At 67.6% G+C, this 17,693-nt stretch carries 12 protein-coding genes and 4 pseudogenes; 11 read left to right on the top strand and 5 right to left on the bottom strand.

The features are described 5' to 3' along the window. Window positions 1-875: 875 nt before the first annotated feature. From OG389_RS00725 to OG389_RS00695, 7 genes are all read left to right on the top strand, one after another. Entirely contained in the window at window positions 876-2,348 is a 1,473-nt protein-coding gene (locus OG389_RS00725; RefSeq protein WP_328296469.1) for a hypothetical protein, read from the top strand. Between the two features lie 207 nt (window positions 2,349-2,555). Continuing rightward, the gene (locus OG389_RS00720) at window positions 2,556-2,747 is read left to right on the top strand and encodes a hypothetical protein (protein WP_328296468.1); all 192 of its coding nucleotides are present in this window, start codon (window positions 2,556-2,558) and stop codon (window positions 2,745-2,747) included. Between the two features lie 25 nt (window positions 2,748-2,772). Next, window positions 2,773-3,336: a dihydrofolate reductase family protein gene (locus tag OG389_RS00715; RefSeq protein WP_328296467.1), complete on the top strand. Its 564-nt coding sequence runs from the start codon at window positions 2,773-2,775 to the stop codon at window positions 3,334-3,336. Window positions 3,337-3,955: 619 nt separating this feature from the next. After that, the gene (locus OG389_RS00710; protein WP_328296466.1) at window positions 3,956-4,174 is read left to right on the top strand and encodes a hypothetical protein; all 219 of its coding nucleotides are present in this window, start codon (window positions 3,956-3,958) and stop codon (window positions 4,172-4,174) included. A 4-nt stretch (window positions 4,175-4,178) separates the two neighbouring features. Beyond that, complete coding sequence (locus OG389_RS00705) at window positions 4,179-5,120, top strand: NADP-dependent oxidoreductase (protein ID WP_328296465.1); 942 nt, start codon at window positions 4,179-4,181, stop codon at window positions 5,118-5,120. Between the two features lie 269 nt (window positions 5,121-5,389). Next, window positions 5,390-6,319, top strand: a complete 930-nt coding sequence (locus OG389_RS00700; protein ID WP_328296464.1) for an MBL fold metallo-hydrolase — start codon at window positions 5,390-5,392, stop codon at window positions 6,317-6,319. Window positions 6,320-6,359: 40 nt separating this feature from the next. Continuing rightward, window positions 6,360-7,139, top strand: coding sequence for an SDR family NAD(P)-dependent oxidoreductase (locus OG389_RS00695; protein WP_328296463.1), 780 nt, complete (start codon window positions 6,360-6,362; stop codon window positions 7,137-7,139). A gap of 372 nt (window positions 7,140-7,511) precedes the next feature. Here OG389_RS00695 and OG389_RS00690 read toward each other — a convergent pair whose 3' ends face one another. Then, window positions 7,512-8,048, bottom strand: coding sequence for a MarR family winged helix-turn-helix transcriptional regulator (locus tag OG389_RS00690; protein ID WP_328296462.1), 537 nt, complete (start codon window positions 8,046-8,048; stop codon window positions 7,512-7,514). Between the two features lie 505 nt (window positions 8,049-8,553). On the opposite strand from OG389_RS00690, the pseudogene OG389_RS00685 reads away from it, so the two are divergent. Next, window positions 8,554-8,901: pseudogene (locus OG389_RS00685) on the top strand (transposase); the annotation flags it as partial. Window positions 8,902-8,956: 55 nt separating this feature from the next. Here the strand turns inward: OG389_RS00685 and OG389_RS00680 are convergent. Continuing rightward, window positions 8,957-11,164, bottom strand: coding sequence for an RICIN domain-containing protein (locus tag OG389_RS00680; protein WP_328296461.1), 2,208 nt, complete (start codon window positions 11,162-11,164; stop codon window positions 8,957-8,959). A gap of 664 nt (window positions 11,165-11,828) precedes the next feature. Here OG389_RS00680 and OG389_RS00675 point away from each other — a divergent pair. Then, window positions 11,829-11,992, top strand: a pseudogene (locus tag OG389_RS00675) (IS3-like element ISRhosp5 family transposase); the annotation flags it as partial. A 79-nt stretch (window positions 11,993-12,071) separates the two neighbouring features. Here OG389_RS00675 and OG389_RS36670 read toward each other — a convergent pair. Further along, window positions 12,072-12,245 (bottom strand): annotated as a pseudogene (locus OG389_RS36670) (IS30 family transposase); the annotation flags it as partial. A 528-nt stretch (window positions 12,246-12,773) separates the two neighbouring features. Between OG389_RS36670 and OG389_RS00670 the strand changes: the two are divergent. Continuing rightward, window positions 12,774-15,740, top strand: a complete 2,967-nt coding sequence (locus OG389_RS00670; protein WP_443059182.1) for a glycosyl hydrolase family 95 catalytic domain-containing protein — start codon at window positions 12,774-12,776, stop codon at window positions 15,738-15,740. A gap of 343 nt (window positions 15,741-16,083) precedes the next feature. Here the strand turns inward: OG389_RS00670 and OG389_RS00665 are convergent, their stop codons facing one another. Next, a complete protein-coding gene (locus OG389_RS00665) occupies window positions 16,084-16,323 on the bottom strand; it encodes a hypothetical protein (protein WP_328296460.1) in 240 nt (79 codons plus the stop codon). A gap of 29 nt (window positions 16,324-16,352) precedes the next feature. Here OG389_RS00665 and OG389_RS00660 point away from each other — a divergent pair, with 29 nt between their 5' ends. Further along, complete coding sequence (locus OG389_RS00660) at window positions 16,353-16,538, top strand: hypothetical protein (RefSeq protein ID WP_328296459.1); 186 nt, start codon at window positions 16,353-16,355, stop codon at window positions 16,536-16,538. Window positions 16,539-16,675: 137 nt separating this feature from the next. Here OG389_RS00660 and OG389_RS36665 read toward each other — a convergent pair. Beyond that, window positions 16,676-17,325, bottom strand: a pseudogene (locus tag OG389_RS36665) (spirocyclase AveC family protein). Window positions 17,326-17,693 lie beyond the last annotated feature (368 nt).

Genomic DNA, 17,693 nt, shown 5'->3' with positions numbered 1-17,693 from the left:
CGCTGCGGGAGGAGGTCTCTGAGACCTCCTCCCGTCCGCACTACGCCCAGTCGGTGCCGAAGTCGCCGAGCGGGGCAAGCTGCGCCTGGTCGAGCTGGTCGCTGCGTTGCTTGCGACATCACAGGTTGGGATACAGCTGGAACGGCGGACTCACCGAGACCTCCCCACCGCACGTCGCAGCCCTACAGGCCCGCCTACTCACCGGGTGACTGGTGGCATCACCGGTGAGTCCCACCGTCAGGTCCCGTCTACTCACCGACCTGTAGCGACTGGGGCGGGCGGGTCGCACCACAGCGAGCCCGCGGAGGGGGACGGAGGAGGTACGCACGAGGGCGAGCGGCACAGGAGTAGAGGCGGTCTCCCGACAGCCCTCCAGTACACCGCGCGTCGGACAGTCCGGTCATCCCAGCGGCGACGCCCCGGTTCCGCCGAACCGGGGAGCTTCCTCGACGGCCGCGTCCAGGCGCACGTGGCGGACCGGATGGCGGTGGACACCGCCGCGATCGATAGAGGTGTCGGCGCTGATCTCCGCGACGAGGTCGGGCCTCACGGTTCAGGTCGTCGGAGACGTGTCGAGGTTGAAGGCGAACGTCCTGACCTCGACCCCTCGCCCTGACAAGCGAACATCGGGTGGCTGCCGTGGGGGAACGGCGGCGGTCTCCGCTTGAAGTTGGCGGGGCTGCTGCTCAGCACCCGTGCATGTCACCATATTCTGGATACCGAGGCCGAGTTCGCCACCCACCCGACCGCCTTGCGCGCTGACCAGAAACGCAAGCGGAAGCTGATGGCGACTCCGGGCCCGCACGGGCTCTGAGCGGTGGCGCGCCGGATCAGTCGCCCTTGTCCCTCTCGAAATCCCTCTGAACGGATCCGACATGCTTCGCTCCTCCCTGGCCGCCGCCGTGCTCGTGGCGGCCACCTTCGCCCCCGCCGCCCCGGCAGCGGCCACCACCGGCCCGTGCCACCCGACGGGAACGGCCGGCCTGGTCGATCTCGTACCCGGTGACAGCACCCTGGGGCTCTCGGCGCTCCGGCTGTCGGCCGTCTCCCTGCCGTCGCAGATCCACCTGCGGGGGACCACGGCCACGTTCAACCGGAGGTGGTCCTTTGCTCTGAGTGCGGGCCGGATCCACGTCAAGGAAGCCTCCGAGAGCGGTGATTGGCACGTGATGTCGCTGCCCGAATGCCTGGCCGGGCACGTCACCGGGATATCCGTGGACGACGACGAGCTGGTCGCGCTCGACGAGGACGGCGCCGTCTACACCATGGACCACGCCCTCAACGCGCCCTGGACGTGGAACTGGACGCGCCGCTTCGGGTCTCCGCTGTGGCTGGGGGGTGGCACCACGGTTCCCTCCGGGGCGACCCGCTGGAGCTGGTCGGTCCTGTCTCCCGGTGAGGACGACGTGTGGCGCGACACCGCTGGCAACAACCACCCCGCGGGCGCCGCCAAGGTCTCCCACCTCTTCGCGCTCAGCGAAGACGGCAGCCGCATCACCTACCTCGACCCCTGGCTCCCCGCCGACCACAGCTACGAGATGGCCACCCCGCTGCGCGGACGCTTCCAGGCCCGGGCGCTGTCCGCCTCCGCCTCCACCTCGTTCGTCATCAACCGGTACGGCGACATGTACACCCGGCTGTACGACTTCGACATATCCGGCGCCGACAGGGTGTTCTTCCGCTACTCCTACGAGGACCAGCGCGGCGCGACCATCCCGAAGATCCAGCTGCCCGCGCCCGACTGGACGCACCAGCCCGAGATTCCCGGACAGGTCACCGACCGGATCTCGATCCACAAGACCGGCGCCGGATCGGACGCCCGCGAGCTCCGGGTCGAGGGCAGCGACCAAGGCCGCACCGGCTACTGGGGCAAGGCCCTCACCGCGTCCCGGTGGACCTTCACCCCGACCGGCGACCCCCTCGAAGGTCATGGCCTCGAGAACACACCCGCCGACCGCTCCACCGACACCCTCGCGCCCCCCTCGCCGTACGACTTCACCGGCACGCTCGGCCAAGTCGAGGCCCACATAGCGGAGTTCGACGTCGCCGTCGCGGCCACACCGCTGACCCTGCAGGCGGGCGACCAGAAACTCCGGGTCACCCTGCATACGGTCGACGGTCTGCGCCAGAGCCCCCGGGAGCCGGGTCTCACCTCCCAGCCGAGGAGCTTCTACGGCACCATCGAGGTTCCGCAGGCCGTCCTCGACCACCTCGACGACCTCGATCCCGCCCTGCGCGCCCTCGTCCGCGACCGGCTCGGGTCCGCCCGGTTCACCGATACCGATGTTGCCGTCACCGACCGGACCTTGACCATCGCGCGGCTCGGCCTGTCCCTGAACCGCGTTTGACGACGCTCAGCGGCCAGCTGCTCGACATCACCGCCTGGACAGCGGACGAGATCCAGACAGGCGCTGTGCTGATGCCCGAGCAGAAGAACCGGCAGTGTCTTTCGTCGTTCGTCATGCGCGCGCGTCGTGTGGCAGAGCACTCCTTGCTGAAGACTGGGAGAAGACGCGGGTGCCCCCGCCACGCCCGCGGATGCTGCCTACCGGGTCTTGGTCGCCAACACGGCGACAGGCGAGGGACGCGACCTCGACGCGCACTGGCTGGCCCTGGCCTGGATCTACGGCGACGTGGTGCGTCACGATACGGAGCGGCGGAAGGAAGGCGACCCTTTCGAATTGGTACATGCGAGCTCAGATCGCGCACCGATGAGTTTCCCGCGCCGTGCCGGTCTGTATGCGTGAGACCGACTCATGGAAGGCTGGCGCCATGCGGAAACTGATCTTCGGTATGAACCTGACCCTGGACGGCTACATCGCCGCGCCCGGCGATGACATCGGCTGGGGCGTGCCGAGCGACGAGCTGTTCCAGTATTGGTCCGACCAGTTGCAGGCGACCGACCTGTCGCTGTACGGGCGCAAGCTGTGGCAGACGATGAGCTCCCACTGGCCGACCGGCGACCAGCAGCCGGGCGCCACCCCGGCGGAGATCGAGTTCGCGCGCCGCTGGCGGGACATGCCGAAGGTGGTGTTCTCCTCGACGATCGACAAGGTCGACTGGAACACCCGCCTGGTACCCGGCGACGCGGTCGCCGAGATCACCCGGCTCAAGGCCGAGGACGGCGGCCCGATGGACATCGGCGGCGCGACGCTCGCCGGGGCGGCCATGCGGGCCGGGCTGATTGACGAGTACGTGCTGGCCACAGCGCCGGTCCTGGTGGGCGGCGGCACGCCGTTCTTCACCGCGCTGGACAGCTGGGTGAACCTGAATCTGTTGGAGACGCGGACGTTTCCCTGCGGCGTGATCCTGACCCGGTACGAGACGAGGCGCTGAGCGCCCGTCACGCGACTCGACCGCCTGCCGGGTCCACGCGAACGTGAACGCCACCACTGGGGCGTCGGCGACGGCCTGAACGACATTGACGCGTCGTGAACGTCATCAAGGACTCCCCGCAGAGCATCAGCATCCCGCCGTACGAGACGTTCACCCCGACCCTGTAGGGGGAAGCGGCCCGCTCAACCTGTGCCCCCGCGCGGTGAGACCGGCCGGTACGGGAGCGGAGCCCGTCACTCCAAAGGTCAGGGGACTCCCTCAGCAGCACCCCTGCCGCCCGGCCTTCGGCGGCAGGGGTGCGGCGCCTCACCCTTCGCATCCAGGACCTTCGACGGCTGACGCCTCACGGTGCGGTTCGGTGGGGTGGCGCCGCGGCGAGGCGGATGTCTGCCGAGTGGTTCGGCCGTTCCGACCGGTCGGGCGTTCACGGACTCCCTCCGCCGGGCCGGGCTGCGCTGAAGAGCCCCGCCGCCGGCGTTGTAGCAGATTCAACGTTCTAGCTACTTCATAACTAGCAATTACCTAGCTAGTTGCTGTATATCTAGCTACCTAACTGCTGGAGGGGTCACTGCTCCCCCCCCAGCCCGTCCCGCCCGGCTACGAAAGGTTCTGCCCTGTCATGACCAGCCAACGGTCCACCCTCGACGTCCTCCCCGTGGACGAGTCCTTCGCGCGCCCCGTGCCGGAAGCTGACCTCCAAAGCGCCGCTGCGGCGCTGCCTGCCCGCGGCTTTGCGTACGGGGCCCGCAGTGTGATCGGGAAGATCCTCATATGCGGGCGTGAGGTCTTCCCCGGACGGGCCAGCGTGGTCCTGGTCCGCCAGCCCATCGGTTTCTGACGTCATGGTCCGTGCAGTGGTGGCGACCGACTGGGGTGGAGCCGACGTCATCGAGATCCAGGATGTTCCCTCCCGGCTCCCCGGCCCGGGTGAGGTGGTGGTAGCCGTCCGCGCCACCGCCGTAAGCCCCTTCGACGTCAAGCGTGCGGGTGGATTCATGGGGCGTGACCCTCGGCTGCTCCCGTTGCGGCTGGGCAACGAGATGGCGGGCGTCATCACCGCGGTCGGGCCGGCAGCGGTCGGCTTCGACGGACACGTGCTCGCGGTGGGCGACCACGTAGTGGGGCATTGGCTGGACGGAGCCCAGGCTTCTGAACTCACCGTCCCTGCCAACGACCTGCTGCGCAAACCTCCGCAGCTCGGCTTCCCGGAAGCCGCTGCATTGCTCGGCAGCGGCACGACCGCCACCCATGCCCTGGCCGTGGTCGGCGTCAGCGAAGGCGACCACGTGCTGCTCCATGGCGCCAGCGGGGCCGTGGGCGGCATGGTTGCCCAACTGGCACAGACGCGGGGCGCGGCAGTGATCGGCACCGCGTCACCCAGTCACCACGAGCGTCTGCGTGCCGCTGGTATCACCCCCGTCGCCTACGGAGCGGGCCTCGCCGAACGTGTTCGCGCCCTGGCCCCCGGCGGCGTCACAGCAGCTGTCGATGCCGCCGGCACGGGTGAAGCCCTGGCGGTCTCCCTGGAGCTGGTACCAGATCGCCGTCGCGTGGTCACCCTGGTCGACTTCGGTGCAGCCCTGGCCGCCGGTGCCAAGGCCATCGGCCCGGGTGAGGAGACCGCACGCATCCGGCCCGCGGCCCGCGCCGCCCTGCTGCGCGCCGCGGCGGCCGGCGACCTGAGAGTGGACATCGCCGCAACGTTTCCCCTGGAGGACGCCCCCTCCGCGTACTCCCTCCAAGCCCGAGGCAGCGCCGGGGGGAAGATCCTGCTGCTGCCCTAGTCGCGGCACGTGCACGCGGCGATCGGCTCACGTGCCGCGGCCGATGGACGGCTCCGTCCACAGGGATGGGCCGTTCGCCGTTCCGTCAACGGAGCACGCCAGGCCGACGCACTTGCCTGGCGCACTGCATCGAGCTGCTCCGGCTCGTCCGGGCAAGGGCGGAGCGCTCTGGGACCTGGCCGTCCGCGGGTCCTCAGTCCTCCCTGTATGTGGTCAACAGCCTCACCCCAACACCCGGCGCTTGCATTCCGAATACCTGAGGAGTCTTCATGACAGATCCCTTTCACCTGGGCGCGAGGCCCGATTACGACATTGGGCAGGTGCGGGCCCGCCGCCTCGTGGAATGGAACGGCCAGCTGTTCACGCGGGCGGATGCCTACGGCCAGTTGGACCGGGACGCGTGGGAGTCCGAGCGGGCCTGGCTCGATGGGCGGTTCTGGGATCCAGCATCAGACGGTGTGACGTTGACGGTGCAGTCGTTTCTGCTGGAGACGCCCGACCACGTGATCCTTGTGGACACCGGCATCGGCAACGGCAAAAGCCGCCCGTCCGCTCCGCCGTTCAGCGACTTGGACACTCCGTTCCTGGACCAGCTGAGCGCCACGGGCATCACCCCCGCCGACATCGACATAGTCGTGCTGACCCACCTGCATTCCGACCACGTCGGCTGGAACACCACCCGCGTCGACGACACCTGGGTTCCTACCTTCCCCCAGGCCAGGTACCTGATTCCCCGGGCCGACTATGACTTCTTCCACCCTGCCGGCTCCGGGGCCGAGCACGTGGACGCCGACATGGAGCAGGTCTTCGCCGACAGCATCGACCCGATCCTGGGCGCCGGGCAGGGCGAGTTCTGGGACGGTCACCTGCAGCTGGCGGACGGCATCGATCTGCACCGCGTACCCGGGCACACTCCGGGCTCGGGAGTGCTCACCGTGCAGTCCGGCGACCACAGCGCCCAGTTCGTCGGTGACCTGCTCTCCACTCCAATGATGGTCGGCCACCCTGACCTGTGCGCCCACTACGGCGAGCACGACGTCGACGTCAGCCCTCGCCAGATCCGCGCCGCCCGGCGCGACCTGCTCACCCGGGCCGCCCGCCGGGGCACCCGTGTGGTGCCCGCCCATTTCAACCTCGACGCCGGTCACTTCGTAGCCCACGGGCCGAACGGATTCTCCTTCATCGAAACCCAGAACTGAACCGCTCCCGTTCAGGGGGCCGTCCGAAAGAGAGAACAGCATGGACACCGATCTGGACTACACCGGCAAGACGGTCTTGGTCACAGGCTCCGGCCGCAACATCGGCCGCGCCATCATCCTCGAGTTCGCCGCCCGCGGCGCGAACGTTGTCATCAACGCCCGCGACACCGCGTCCGACCGTAACGAAGCCGAAGCCGTCAAGGCCGAGGCGGAGCAGCACGGAGCCAGCGCACTGGTGGTGCTGGGCGATGCTGCCGAGCCAGCCACCGTCGCCGCACTCAAGGCCGAATCCGAAAGGCGGTTCGGCCACCTCGACATCTACGTCAGCAACGCCAACGCCCGCATGTACCGCGACTCATTCTTCGACACCACCGACGAGGACTGGCACCGTTATCTCAATCAGCAGCTCACCGCTTCCTGGTACCTGGCGAAAGCCTTCGTCCCCGGGATGAGGGACGCCGGGTGGGGCCGGATCATCCACATGAACGGTCCCAATGCCTGGACCGGATCCTGGGCCGCGATCCCCATGGCGGCAGGCAAGGGCGGCCTGCACACCCTGACCAAGTCGCTGGCGTCGGGACTGGGGCGCTACGGCATCACCGTCAACGACATCAACCCCGGCTTCGTCGAGGTCGCCCGCGACTCCAACCTCGACACCTCAGCGGATACGCGCACCGCGTTCGCCGACGCCATGGCCATCAAGCGCCCCATCCGGCCTGAAGAGATCGCCTGGACCTGTGCCTACCTCTGCTCGCCGCGCGCCGGCGCGGTCACTGGCACGGTCATCAACGTCGACGGCGGCACCGCTGCCGCCCACTGAGACCGTGGCGCAGCCGCTACCGCCCGGGTGGTAGGAACGGAATGACACGCCGTTACCACCGCACCCGAACCTGAGATACCTGCCGCACCACCGGCGTCCGTGATCACCCGAGCGCTGCGCAACGCTCCGGCCCGGCACCTTTCGAGGGCCCGGCACCTTCCGAGCATGCGGCGCTGCGACGGGGGCGGGCCCCTGTCCAGTGCGGAGCAGCCCGCACAGCGTGCCCGGACCACCACCGATTTCCGGGCCTGAATCCATCACCGACAAACGAAAGGTGGCCGCGGTGGTGGCGTGGCAGCGGTCGGGCCCCCACGGGTTCTGTTGCCTCCGCGGCCCTGGCAGTCCGCTCATGCAAGGCTGCCGAGACGGGCTTCAGGCAGTCGGCGTGGTCGCCGCGTTGACAGGGGCAGCCGCCGTCTCGGGGTCGATACGGGTCGCGAAGTCCGCGAGTGCCTTCAGGCCGTCCAGACCCAGCGTGGTGCTGATGCGCTCCTGGAGGGCGTCAGCCAGCGTCAAGGCCGCCCTGGTTGCTGTGGCACGGCCCTGGGGGGTCAAGGCGGCCAGGGTCACGCGGCGGTCTGTCGGGTGAGGGAGCCGTTCCATCAGCCCGGCCTCGCACAGACGGTCGGCGACCTTGGTCGTGCCGGCCGTGGTGAAACCGAGGGTCCGGGACAGCTCGCTCATCGGGGCAGCCTGACCCGGTGCGGTCAGCAAGAACCACAGGACCTGGAAGGAGGACGGGGCAAGCCCAGTGGCATGATCCACATCCTTGAGCACCCGCTCACTCAGGCGGCGCAGCCCTGACTGCAGACTGTCCCACTGCCTCAGCAGGGCGACTTGCCCGTCGGAGGGGCACGCTGCCGCGCTCTCCTCTCCCTTCGGCGAGTCCCCGGCTGCTTTCGCCGCCATAACCGGCTCCTTTCGTGACGTGATGGCTGACCTGTTCAGCCGGTCCAGCATACCAATGCCAGTTATTATCTATCCGGCTATCTACTAGCTGGATAGATAGATTGGAGTGCTGGTCGCACCTCAAGGGCTCCCGCGGCGAAGCGCCTAATCGCGGTCCTGGAAACCGGCACGGGCCACGGCATCCACTACGGTCGGCGCGAGCGTCGCATGGTTGCGCGGGGAGTGGCGAGCGACGACCACGATGTAAGAGGCGTACGGATCACCAGGCACCGCTGGGCGATCCAGCCGATGGCCCACGAACCCCGACGGCGGCATCGTGCGAGGCCGAGACCGTGCTGTCGTAGGAGTGATCGTGGTCGCGATCGGTGCATCTCGAAGGTGGAGCAGTAGCCGCCGCTCCTCTCGGTGCGGCCGCCGAGCGGGACCTGGAAGGCGCTGGGCTTGGGGTTGCTCCAGGAGCGGTGACCGTGGACTCTTCGTGTGCGGAGTCCTCGGCCGGCTGCGCCTCGGCCCCCTGCTCGAGCTCCAGCCCCGCAAGCGGTTCCGCAGGGACGACGTCCTGATCGTGGATGGCACCCTGGCACCCTGGCGCCCACACGGGACCACGCCGTGGCCGAGCAATCCAAGAACTACAAGAACTACCGGTACTCCACCAATCACCAGGTCGTCATCGACACTGGCACGCGCCTGGTCGTCGTGGTCGGCCGACCGCTGCCCGGCAACCGTAACGACTGCAAGGCATGGGACGAGTCCGGGGTCCGGGGCCAAGGCGGCCGTCGGCAGGACCACCACCATCGCCGACGGCGGCTACCCCGGTACCGGACTCGTCATGCCCACCGTCGCCGCCATGGTGAGGGCCTAGTGCCAGCTGCGCCCAGGAAAGCTCTAGGCGGAGGGAAACTCGCACATCAAGAGATCGTCCACTGCTGGATTAGTGAATTGTTGTTCGTTTCTTGGGTGACCTGCCAGTTGTTGGGCGAGGGGGTGGTGGTGAGCAGCAGCCGGGTCTTGGCGGACGCGACGGTGTAGGCGCCGGTGGTGAGCCTGGTGAGGATCCAGCGCTGGCCAGCCTGCTTGTTGCAGGTGTTCTGGATCACCTTCGCGCCGGCGCTGGTGGAGTTCCCGCTGATGTCGACGCACAGCTTGGACTCGATGTTGACGATTTCGTAGGACCCATCGGACTGCTGGGTGAACTGCCACTGTTCGTTGAGCCCGTTGTATCTGGGGTAGGTGATGAGCTGAGTGCCGGCCGTTGTGCTGTGGCCGGGGCTGTTGAGGACGTTCCCCTTCGTGGCGAGGAAGTGGATGCCGTTGAGGCTGCCTTCGGGGGATGTGCCGACCGCGGTCACAGTGAGCTCTTGTTGCTCGGCGGTCCGGCCTGCGCCGACGGAGTTCAGTACGGTGCTGGTCCAGGACCGGGCGGGTGTGGTCTCAGCGAGCCGGTCGGAAGCGGAAGTCATTCCGAGCGCCAGGCCGCTGTAGCGGTTGACGAGCCGGTACGTGCCGGTCTTTGTGCCGCTGGAGGAGGTTGTGGGGATGATCCACCACTGCTGTCCCGTGGTGGGTCCGGTGGTCGGTTTGCCGGTGACTGTCGGTACCGTGCCCCATTTGCGGGTCGCCGTCGAAGTTGAGGCGACACCCAGGAGCTGGCCGGTGGATGCGTTGGCGATCCGGTATGAACCGTCCCCGTTGGCGGTGAAGGACCAGCCCTCACGGTCGGAGCCGGTTGCGGCTGTCAGCGAGGTGGCCGTCTGGCCGCCGGGGACCTGGGCGAGGGTCCGGCCGTTTCCATTGCCGATCCTGTAGGTCTTGGCCGGGTCGAACGGCGCGGCAGCGGGATCAGAGGAGCCCACGGTGACTTGGACGTAGTTGTTGTTGACGCCGTCCTTGCATCCGGTGCAGTACGACCGGAAGTCCTTGCCGACGATGGTGGAGCTTGTCTTGCTCACGTTGTCGACGAACCAGCGGTACCAGGAACGGGTGTGATAATTGCCGGTATCGCCGAGGAGGCGCCACTGCTGTGTGGCTAGGTTGTCGGTGGCATAGTACTGCTGAGGCGCGTTACCGCTCTGGTCGACGTTTTGTGGCTCGCCGATGTAAAGGCCCAGGTAGGCATTGTATGTAATGTCCATCACGAAGAGTGGCGATGTATCGGGCATTTTGCCGGCCGCGATCTGCGCACTCGCATTGCCGCTGTTCGCCGGGCTGTACTCCTTGGCGACCGGAGTGTATCCGGTCGTGTTGGAAGCATCTACCGGCACCATGTTGCTCTCTTTACCACCCGTGCCCGGCTCGGTCCAGGTACCGCCGTACCATTTCCTCCACGAGGGGCGCGCCATTTTGTCGGAGATCGGTGCGCGGGCCACATGCCCGTAGAAGGCCCTCCAGCCACCGCTTTTGTCGACGACTCGAGAGCCGTAGTAGACGTAGAAGTAGCCTGAAGCGGTGTCGACGTACAGACGTGGGTCGCCGTCACCGTAGGAGTAGGTGTCCTTGGGGAAGGCGGTCGTGTCGCCGCGCTTTGTGCTGTAGGGCGAGGTGATCACATGGTCTTTGATGCTCCACGTCTTGCCCTGGTCCTTCGAGACGGCGTAGTCGATCCCGTCGTAGTGGAGGCCAGTTTTGAACGGTGAGATGGTGAACTCATTGTGCACGAGCCCGTACCAGTCCCCAGTGTCCGCATCGACCCAAACCCCGATCAGAGTGCAGTAGTTCCCCTGGTCCGCATTCTTCGGATCCACTGGCGACGTCTTCGTTGCCTCTTTACCGGTCGGGCCGTTGTTGCACCGCCAGGTCGTGTCGCTGTTCTTGTCGGCGGGCTTGGCCGGGTCAGCCTCTTGGCTGATGCCGTTGGAATAGTTGAGGTCGTCGAAGTTGGTACCGGTATGGAAATTCCACCTGCGTTCCCAGCCCTGGGGGTAGTACGAGAGGGACGTCTGGCCGTAAAACGCGCCATCTTTGTCGATGTATGAACCCATCGGGGTGTCGTCACCGAAAGGATGGTTGACGGGAGTCCCGACGGTCACGGTGTACTTGGGAGACGGTGACCCGGCCGATGCTGCTGTCTCCGACAGCGCAATTCCGCCTGACAATGCCAAAACCCAGGAGATGACCAATGCGGCGGATTTTCTTGGAGACAGCATTAATCTGCCTTTCTCTACGTGGAACATCCCGTCGAGGAGCGGCGCGGCCTGTGCTGTCTCTTCTGGACGGCATACTCGGAGATTCGGCGGATCGGTCAGTGCTGCCGCCGGGGCGATGTGCGCATGCAGGAAGCCCGTGAGTCCGTTGGGCCGGGGTCCTCACTTGGGTGTAGCGCATCGTTAATTCGGCTTACGTCAGGCCGCTTCGAGAGAAAGGTTCTAGTTTTTTGATCACGAAGAGGCCTGCATTGTCGAGAATGATTGAGCTTCGCCTCGTCCGCTGTCAAGGGCAACTTACGGCGGCCAGGGCTAGCGACCCTGATCCCATTATTGTGGTCCGACTGCGGAGCGTCACGTTGGTCAGTCGGCGATGAGGCTGAACCCATTCGAGCCAGGCATTCCGCAGCGAGCAGCCCCGTGGAGCGGGCGGGCTATAGGCGAAGCCGTGAGGTCGGAGCAGGGGTACGAAGCGGACGGGCGTTTCCCCGTGATCGTGGACACCCGGATCATTGGATGGTGAGGATCCAGAGACAGATGATCCCGTTGGGGACGTCGAAGTACTCACCTGAGTTCAAGGCCGATGCCGTCTCGCACTGTCACGCCAGCTGCACCTGAACAAGAGGGTGCGCAACACCGTTCACGAGCCGTCGGCGGCATCACCTATCACCCGGTCGGGGACGGCCAGCTCCTGTATCTCGCAACGGTGTGTTGGACCTGTGCTCGAAGCGGCTCGCATGCTGGTTGATCGCCGACCACATGTGCACGGAGCTGGTCAGCGACGCGCTCGGGGCCGCCGCAGCGGCCCCGTGGCGCCGGCGGGCTGCGCGGGGCCATCCTCCCTGGCCGCAACGGGGCGCAACTTGGACTCAACCGGTCGTCTCACACCAGCTTCCTGGAGGGATAGCAGGTGCCGGTTGAGGGCCTCGGCCGCGGTCTTCCAGTCGAGGGTTGTGCAGGGTCTGTCGTTGAGGGTGGCGCCGAGGGCCTGGAGCTCATCGGTGTCCCAGCGGGACAGGTCCGGGCCCTGGGGAAAGTACTGCCGCGGAGCCCCTGAATGCGACCATGAAACGCGAGACGCTCCAGGGGCGGAAACGGTGGAGCGGAACCCGCCTCGCCGTCGTCCTTGTGGGCGACTTATACCACACCTGTCGCCGCGTGACAACCAGTGTCCACCGTCAAGGGGAAGCCGTCCCTTGACAGGCTCGGCTGCCGCTCTCAAACTTTCACCCAACCTCATGTTTGCGCAAACACATGAGGCGACGCATCACTTGAAGGTGTCAGCACCAGTCCTTCCTGTTCCGGCGGTCCTCACCGGCTGCCCGATAGCCGACTGCGCTGTCGGCACGCTGCCCGACACCCCCGGACAGGTCTCCTCGCGCACCGTGTGCGAAGCCCGTACGGCGAACGGCAAGAAGCGGGTGATCATGCGACGAGAACCCGACAGAGTAGCGGTGCCTCCAGCACCGCCGGCCGGAAGCAACCTCGTTGGCCCCCGCGGGCGCGGAGATCCGCGTCACATGGCCGCCGTCCCAGAAGTGGTCCACCGTGACCTCCGCGTCCTGTCGGCCGAAGGAGCAGCACCGTGACGTCCGATTCCACCCCCCGACTGCCGTCGGACGCCCGTGGGCCCGAGGTCTCCCGCCGTGGCGTCCTGAGAGCGGCTTCCGCCTTCGGAGCGTTGTTCGCGATGTCGTCGCTGCCCGAGTTCACTCCGGCAGCCGCGGCGGTGCCCCGCCCGACCTCGCTGGCTCTTGTGCCGCAGGGCGAGGCGCTGTCGCTCTGGTACAGCTCGCCGGGCCGGGAAAGCGCCATCATGGAGGAGGGCCTGCCCGTGGGCAACGGGCGGCTGGGAGGCATGGTGTCCGGCGACCCGTCCCGGGACCTGCTCGTCCTCTCGGACGCGACGCTGTGGACGGGGCACGCCAACGCCGCGCTCCAGTCCGACGGACAGTTCCCTTACGGTACGGACGGCTTCGGTACCTTCGGCATGCTGGCCAAGGCGTACCTGAAGATCCCGGCTCACACCGGCTCGGCGGTCAGCGGCTACCGCCGCACCCTCGACATGAGCAACGGTCTGGTCACCTCCTCCTACCGGCTGGGCGGCGTGACGTACCGGCGCGAGGTCTTCTCCAGCCACCCGGACGACGTCATCGTCGTACGCCTGTCGCAGAGCGGCGGCGGTTCCTACACGGGGTCGTTGACGCTCACGGGCACGCGGGGCGAGAGAGTGACGTCCGCTGCCGCGGCAGCGGAGGCGTCGTTCTCGGCGGCACTGCCCAACTCGCTGAAGTACGCGGCCCTGGTCAAGGCGGCCGGTACGGGCGGTGGCGTCTCGGCGACAGGAACCAACGTGACGTTCACGGCCTGCACCGAGGTCGTGTTGATCCTGTCCGGCGGCACCAACTACAAGGCCGACGCATCCGTCGCCTACAAGGACACCGCGCTTGCGCCGCTGACCGTGGCCCGCGGCAAGGCGACGGCCGCGGCGAAGGCGACTGGCACGGCGCTGCGGGATACGCACGTCGCGGACTTCCAGCGGCTGCAGCAGCGGATGCGGGTGAACCTCGGAGCCTCGACGGACGCGCAACGGGCGCTGGACACCACCGCGCGGCTGGCGGCGCGTTCCGCGGCCGGTTCTGCGCCCGACCCGGAGCTGGAGGCCGCCTACCTGGAGTTCGGCCGCTATCTGACGATCACCGGATCCCGGGGCAGCCTTCCGACGAATCTGCAAGGGTTGTGGATCGACAGCAACACTCCCGAGTGGATGAGCGACTACCACACCGACATCAACGTCCAGATGAACTACTGGCTGCCCGACCGCGCGGGCCTGCCCGAATGCTTCGACGCGTTCACCGACTACTGCGTCGCGCAGCTCCCAGGCTGGCAGGCCAGGACGAAGGACCTCTTCCAGGACCCGCGCAACCGATTCCGCAATACCTCGGGTCAAGTGGCGGGCTGGACCGTGGCCATCTCCACCAACGTCTGGGGCGGCAACGGCTGGTGGTGGCATCCGGCCGGCAACGCCTGGATGTGCAACGCGCTGTTTGAGCACTACGAATACACCCAGGACACCGCCCACCTCGCCAAGATCTACCCGCTGCTCAAGGGCGCTTGCGAGTTCTGGCAGGCACGGCTGCTCAAGAAGACCGTGACCGACCCCGTGACCGGCGCCGCCCGCCAGGTCCTCATCGACGACCACGACTGGTCCCCGGAACACGGCCCCGACAACGCCCAGGGCATCACCTACGCCCAGGAGCTGGTCTGGCAGTTGTTCAAGAACTACCAGGCCGCCGCAGCGAAACTCGGCAAGGACGCCTCCTACGCCTCCACCATCAGTGACCTCCGGGCCAAGCTCTACCTGCCCGAGGTCAGCGCCACTAGCGGCTGGCTGGAAGAGTGGATGAGCAACGGCAACCTCGGCGAGACCACCCACCGCCACCTCTCCGCCCACGTGGGCCTGTTCCCCGGCGACCGCATCAACCTCCAGGACTCCCCCTCAGCCCTCATCGCTGGCGCCACCAAACTCCTCGAGGCACGCGGCATGGAAAGCTTCGGCTGGGCCACCGCATGGCGCGCCATCTGCTGGGCCCGCCTCAAGAACGCCAACAAGGCGTACCAGTGCGTCATGTACGTGCTGAAGCCCTCCGTCGGCTTCAGGAACGGATCCGCCGTCAACCTGTTCAACATGTACGACCTCGGCGGCAGGTCGGTCTTCCAGATCGACGCCAACTTCGGCGCGCCCGTGGCGATGCTGGAAATGCTGGTCCAGTCCCGCCCAGGACGCGTCGAGCTCCTGCCCGCCCTGCCCGAGGCGTGGGCCGCCTCCGGCTCGGTCACCGGCATCGGCGTACGAGGAGGTCTCACCGTCGACTTCGCCTGGTCGTCCGGACAGGTCACGAGCGCCACGCTCCGAGGCACGGCCGGACGATCGACCACAGTCGTCTTCGGCGCCTGGAGCAATACCGTCACCATCCCCTCCAGCGGGTTCGTCACCGCCACACCGGCCACCCAGCAGTCCATCTTCCAGCTGATCAACCGCCACAGCGGCAAGGCCATCGACGTCCCCGGCGCCTCCACCAGCCCCGGCACCAAGATCATCCAGTACACCCCGAGCGAAGCGGTCAACCAGCGTTTCCGCTTCATCCCCGTAGGAAGCGGCCTCCACGAGGTCCGCACCACCGGCGGTCTCTCCTGGGACATCAGCGGCGGCGGCAACAGCGACGGCGCGAGACTCATCCAGTGGAACCCGACCGGCGCCGACAACCAGCGCTGGAAGGTGACCGAAACCGGCGACGGACACATCACCCTCACCTGCGCCCGCAGCGGCAAGGTGCTCGGCATCACCGACCGATCAACCTCCGGCACGCCGACTACCGGGTCGCCGTTGACGGCAGCGCCCAGCAGCAATGGCGCCGCGTCAACCGATAGGCCCGCAGGACCACGCGCCCCACGCCTCGTCACCGCTACGACGCTGCAGGCGGGTGCGTGGCGAGGCGGCGGGGCGGCGGTTCATCGATCCTGGTGGTCGGCCAGGGCGGGGACGGGATGATTTGGGTGCACCGGCGGGAGAGCCGGTCGGGCCTTCCCCCATGAAGGTGGGCACACGGTTGTCGATCACGCGGCGAGCGTGAGTTCAAGGGCTTGCAGATCTTCAACACCTTTTCTTGATCTTGTTGTCTTCGTCGGTCTGAGCCTGGACCCGGGCCTGGAGGACGGTGAGAGCCATGGGGGTGGAGTGGTCGCGGGTGGGACGTTGATGCCGTGCGTCCCGAGCAGTCGCCGGCTCGTCAGGAGGGTGCGGTGCAGGGCGGTGCGGCCGGGCTGGCGGTTGGTCTCGCGGGCTGCAATCCGGGGGTATCGGCTGGCGGTGACGGCAAGCCGTCCCTGCGCGGTCAGAGCAGGGGGGAGCACAGGGTGCGCCGGGAGCGCTGGCGCTCCCGGGACTCCTCAACCTGCGCGTCTACGACGGCCGCTCGCCGCACGTCCCGCAGGCGGCCGCGCTGCGCGCGGCGTGCTCCTGTGGCTGGGTCGGCCTTGAGCGCCGCCTGGACTGGGAGGGCCTCGGCGACCAGGACCTCGTAGAGGGCGGCGACGACGAGGCGGAAGCCTGCGACCGTGACTGGTACGGGCACACCGACCAGGTCGAGGTGCCACGGTCCCCTTGCCCGAGAACATAAGCCTTCTGCTGGAGCGCCTGGAGGTGGTCGCGGAGCGGGCAGGCTACTGGGCGGCCCAAGGCACCGCCGCGGATGTTGACGCCGCGCAGGCCGCCGCGCATCTCGGACTCGACGAGGACGCGGCACGCGAGCCGATGGCCCGCTTCGGTCGCTGGAGCCCGCACCGCTGAAGCTGACGGGCCGGGCGGGTTGGCGGCCCGCCCGGGCCGACGTGCGAAGGAGGACCCGGGCAGGCTCCACCGGCCAGCCTGCCAGGACAACGCACGCGGACACGACGGCCACGCGGTGCCCGGGCGAGGCGGCTGGTTTACCAGAGCCAGCTGGGCATGTCGTGGGGGAACGGGCCGCCCAGTTCTGCGATGGCTACGTTGGCCAGGAGGTAGGCGAGGATCACGACGTTTGCGAGGCCGACCCCAGCCAGGAGGCGCACGAGCGGGCGGGCCGGGGTGCGGGATCGGTCGCTCGTGGTGAACAGCCATGGGACCCGGCGGGATTCGTCGATCCGGCGCAGGACGAGGATGGGGGTGACCAGGACGAGACTTGCCGAGAGGACTTCCAGCAGAGGCAGCTGGTACCAGTGCCCGGCGAAGAGGGTGAGTGGGGGTATCCGACGGGGTAGGCGAAGACGCCGGTGAACAGGAACAGGGGCTCCCCGGTGGGCAGGTCGATCAGGGTCCCGATGCCTGCAGCGGTCAGGAAGAGCCTCCAGTTGCTCCAGTGCGGCCGGCGGCGGGCGATCTGCCGGTACAGCTTGTACTGGAGCCAGAACCAGACCATCACGATGGGATAGGCCAGTCCGGAACCGCCGGCCACGGACTCGTAGATGGGTGCGCCGTCCATGTCGGGGCCGTGCCAGCCGGGGATGTAGGGTCTCCTGGAAGTTTCCACGTCGTTCGGCAGGTTCCCGCCGGGCGCGGCGTACAGCTTGTTCCAGTACATGATCGGGTCTTGCCACATCGACAGCAGGAGGCCTGTGTAGAGGGCGGCGTCGAAGGTGACCGTCCGTTCCCGCAGGCAGCGGCGGGCGAGTATCACCCCCATGGTCAGGACTGTTGCGGCGACGACCACCTGCAAGGTCCAGGCCGCGGCCATACGCCCGCCCGAGATTTGGTAGCCCGACGGCGGAGCGGAGCGCAGGTCACTCGTGGTCAGCCACCGGCCCAGAACCCATATTTGCAGGCTGAGTGCTGCCCCACCGACGGTGGACCACACGCCGACCGGCGAAATGCGGGTGCGAATGGACAGACCCGCGCGGATCGCCGGCCTCAGTTCCTGCGCCATGTAGAAACATCCCTTCCATTGGGCGGCGTGCGGCCTTCACCTGC

This window comes from Streptomyces sp. NBC_00435, from assembly GCF_036014235.1.
Lineage (GTDB): Bacteria > Actinomycetota > Actinomycetes > Streptomycetales > Streptomycetaceae > Streptomyces.
The sequence above is the reverse complement of the archived record's forward strand: the minus strand, read 5'-3'. Positions and strand labels throughout refer to the sequence as shown.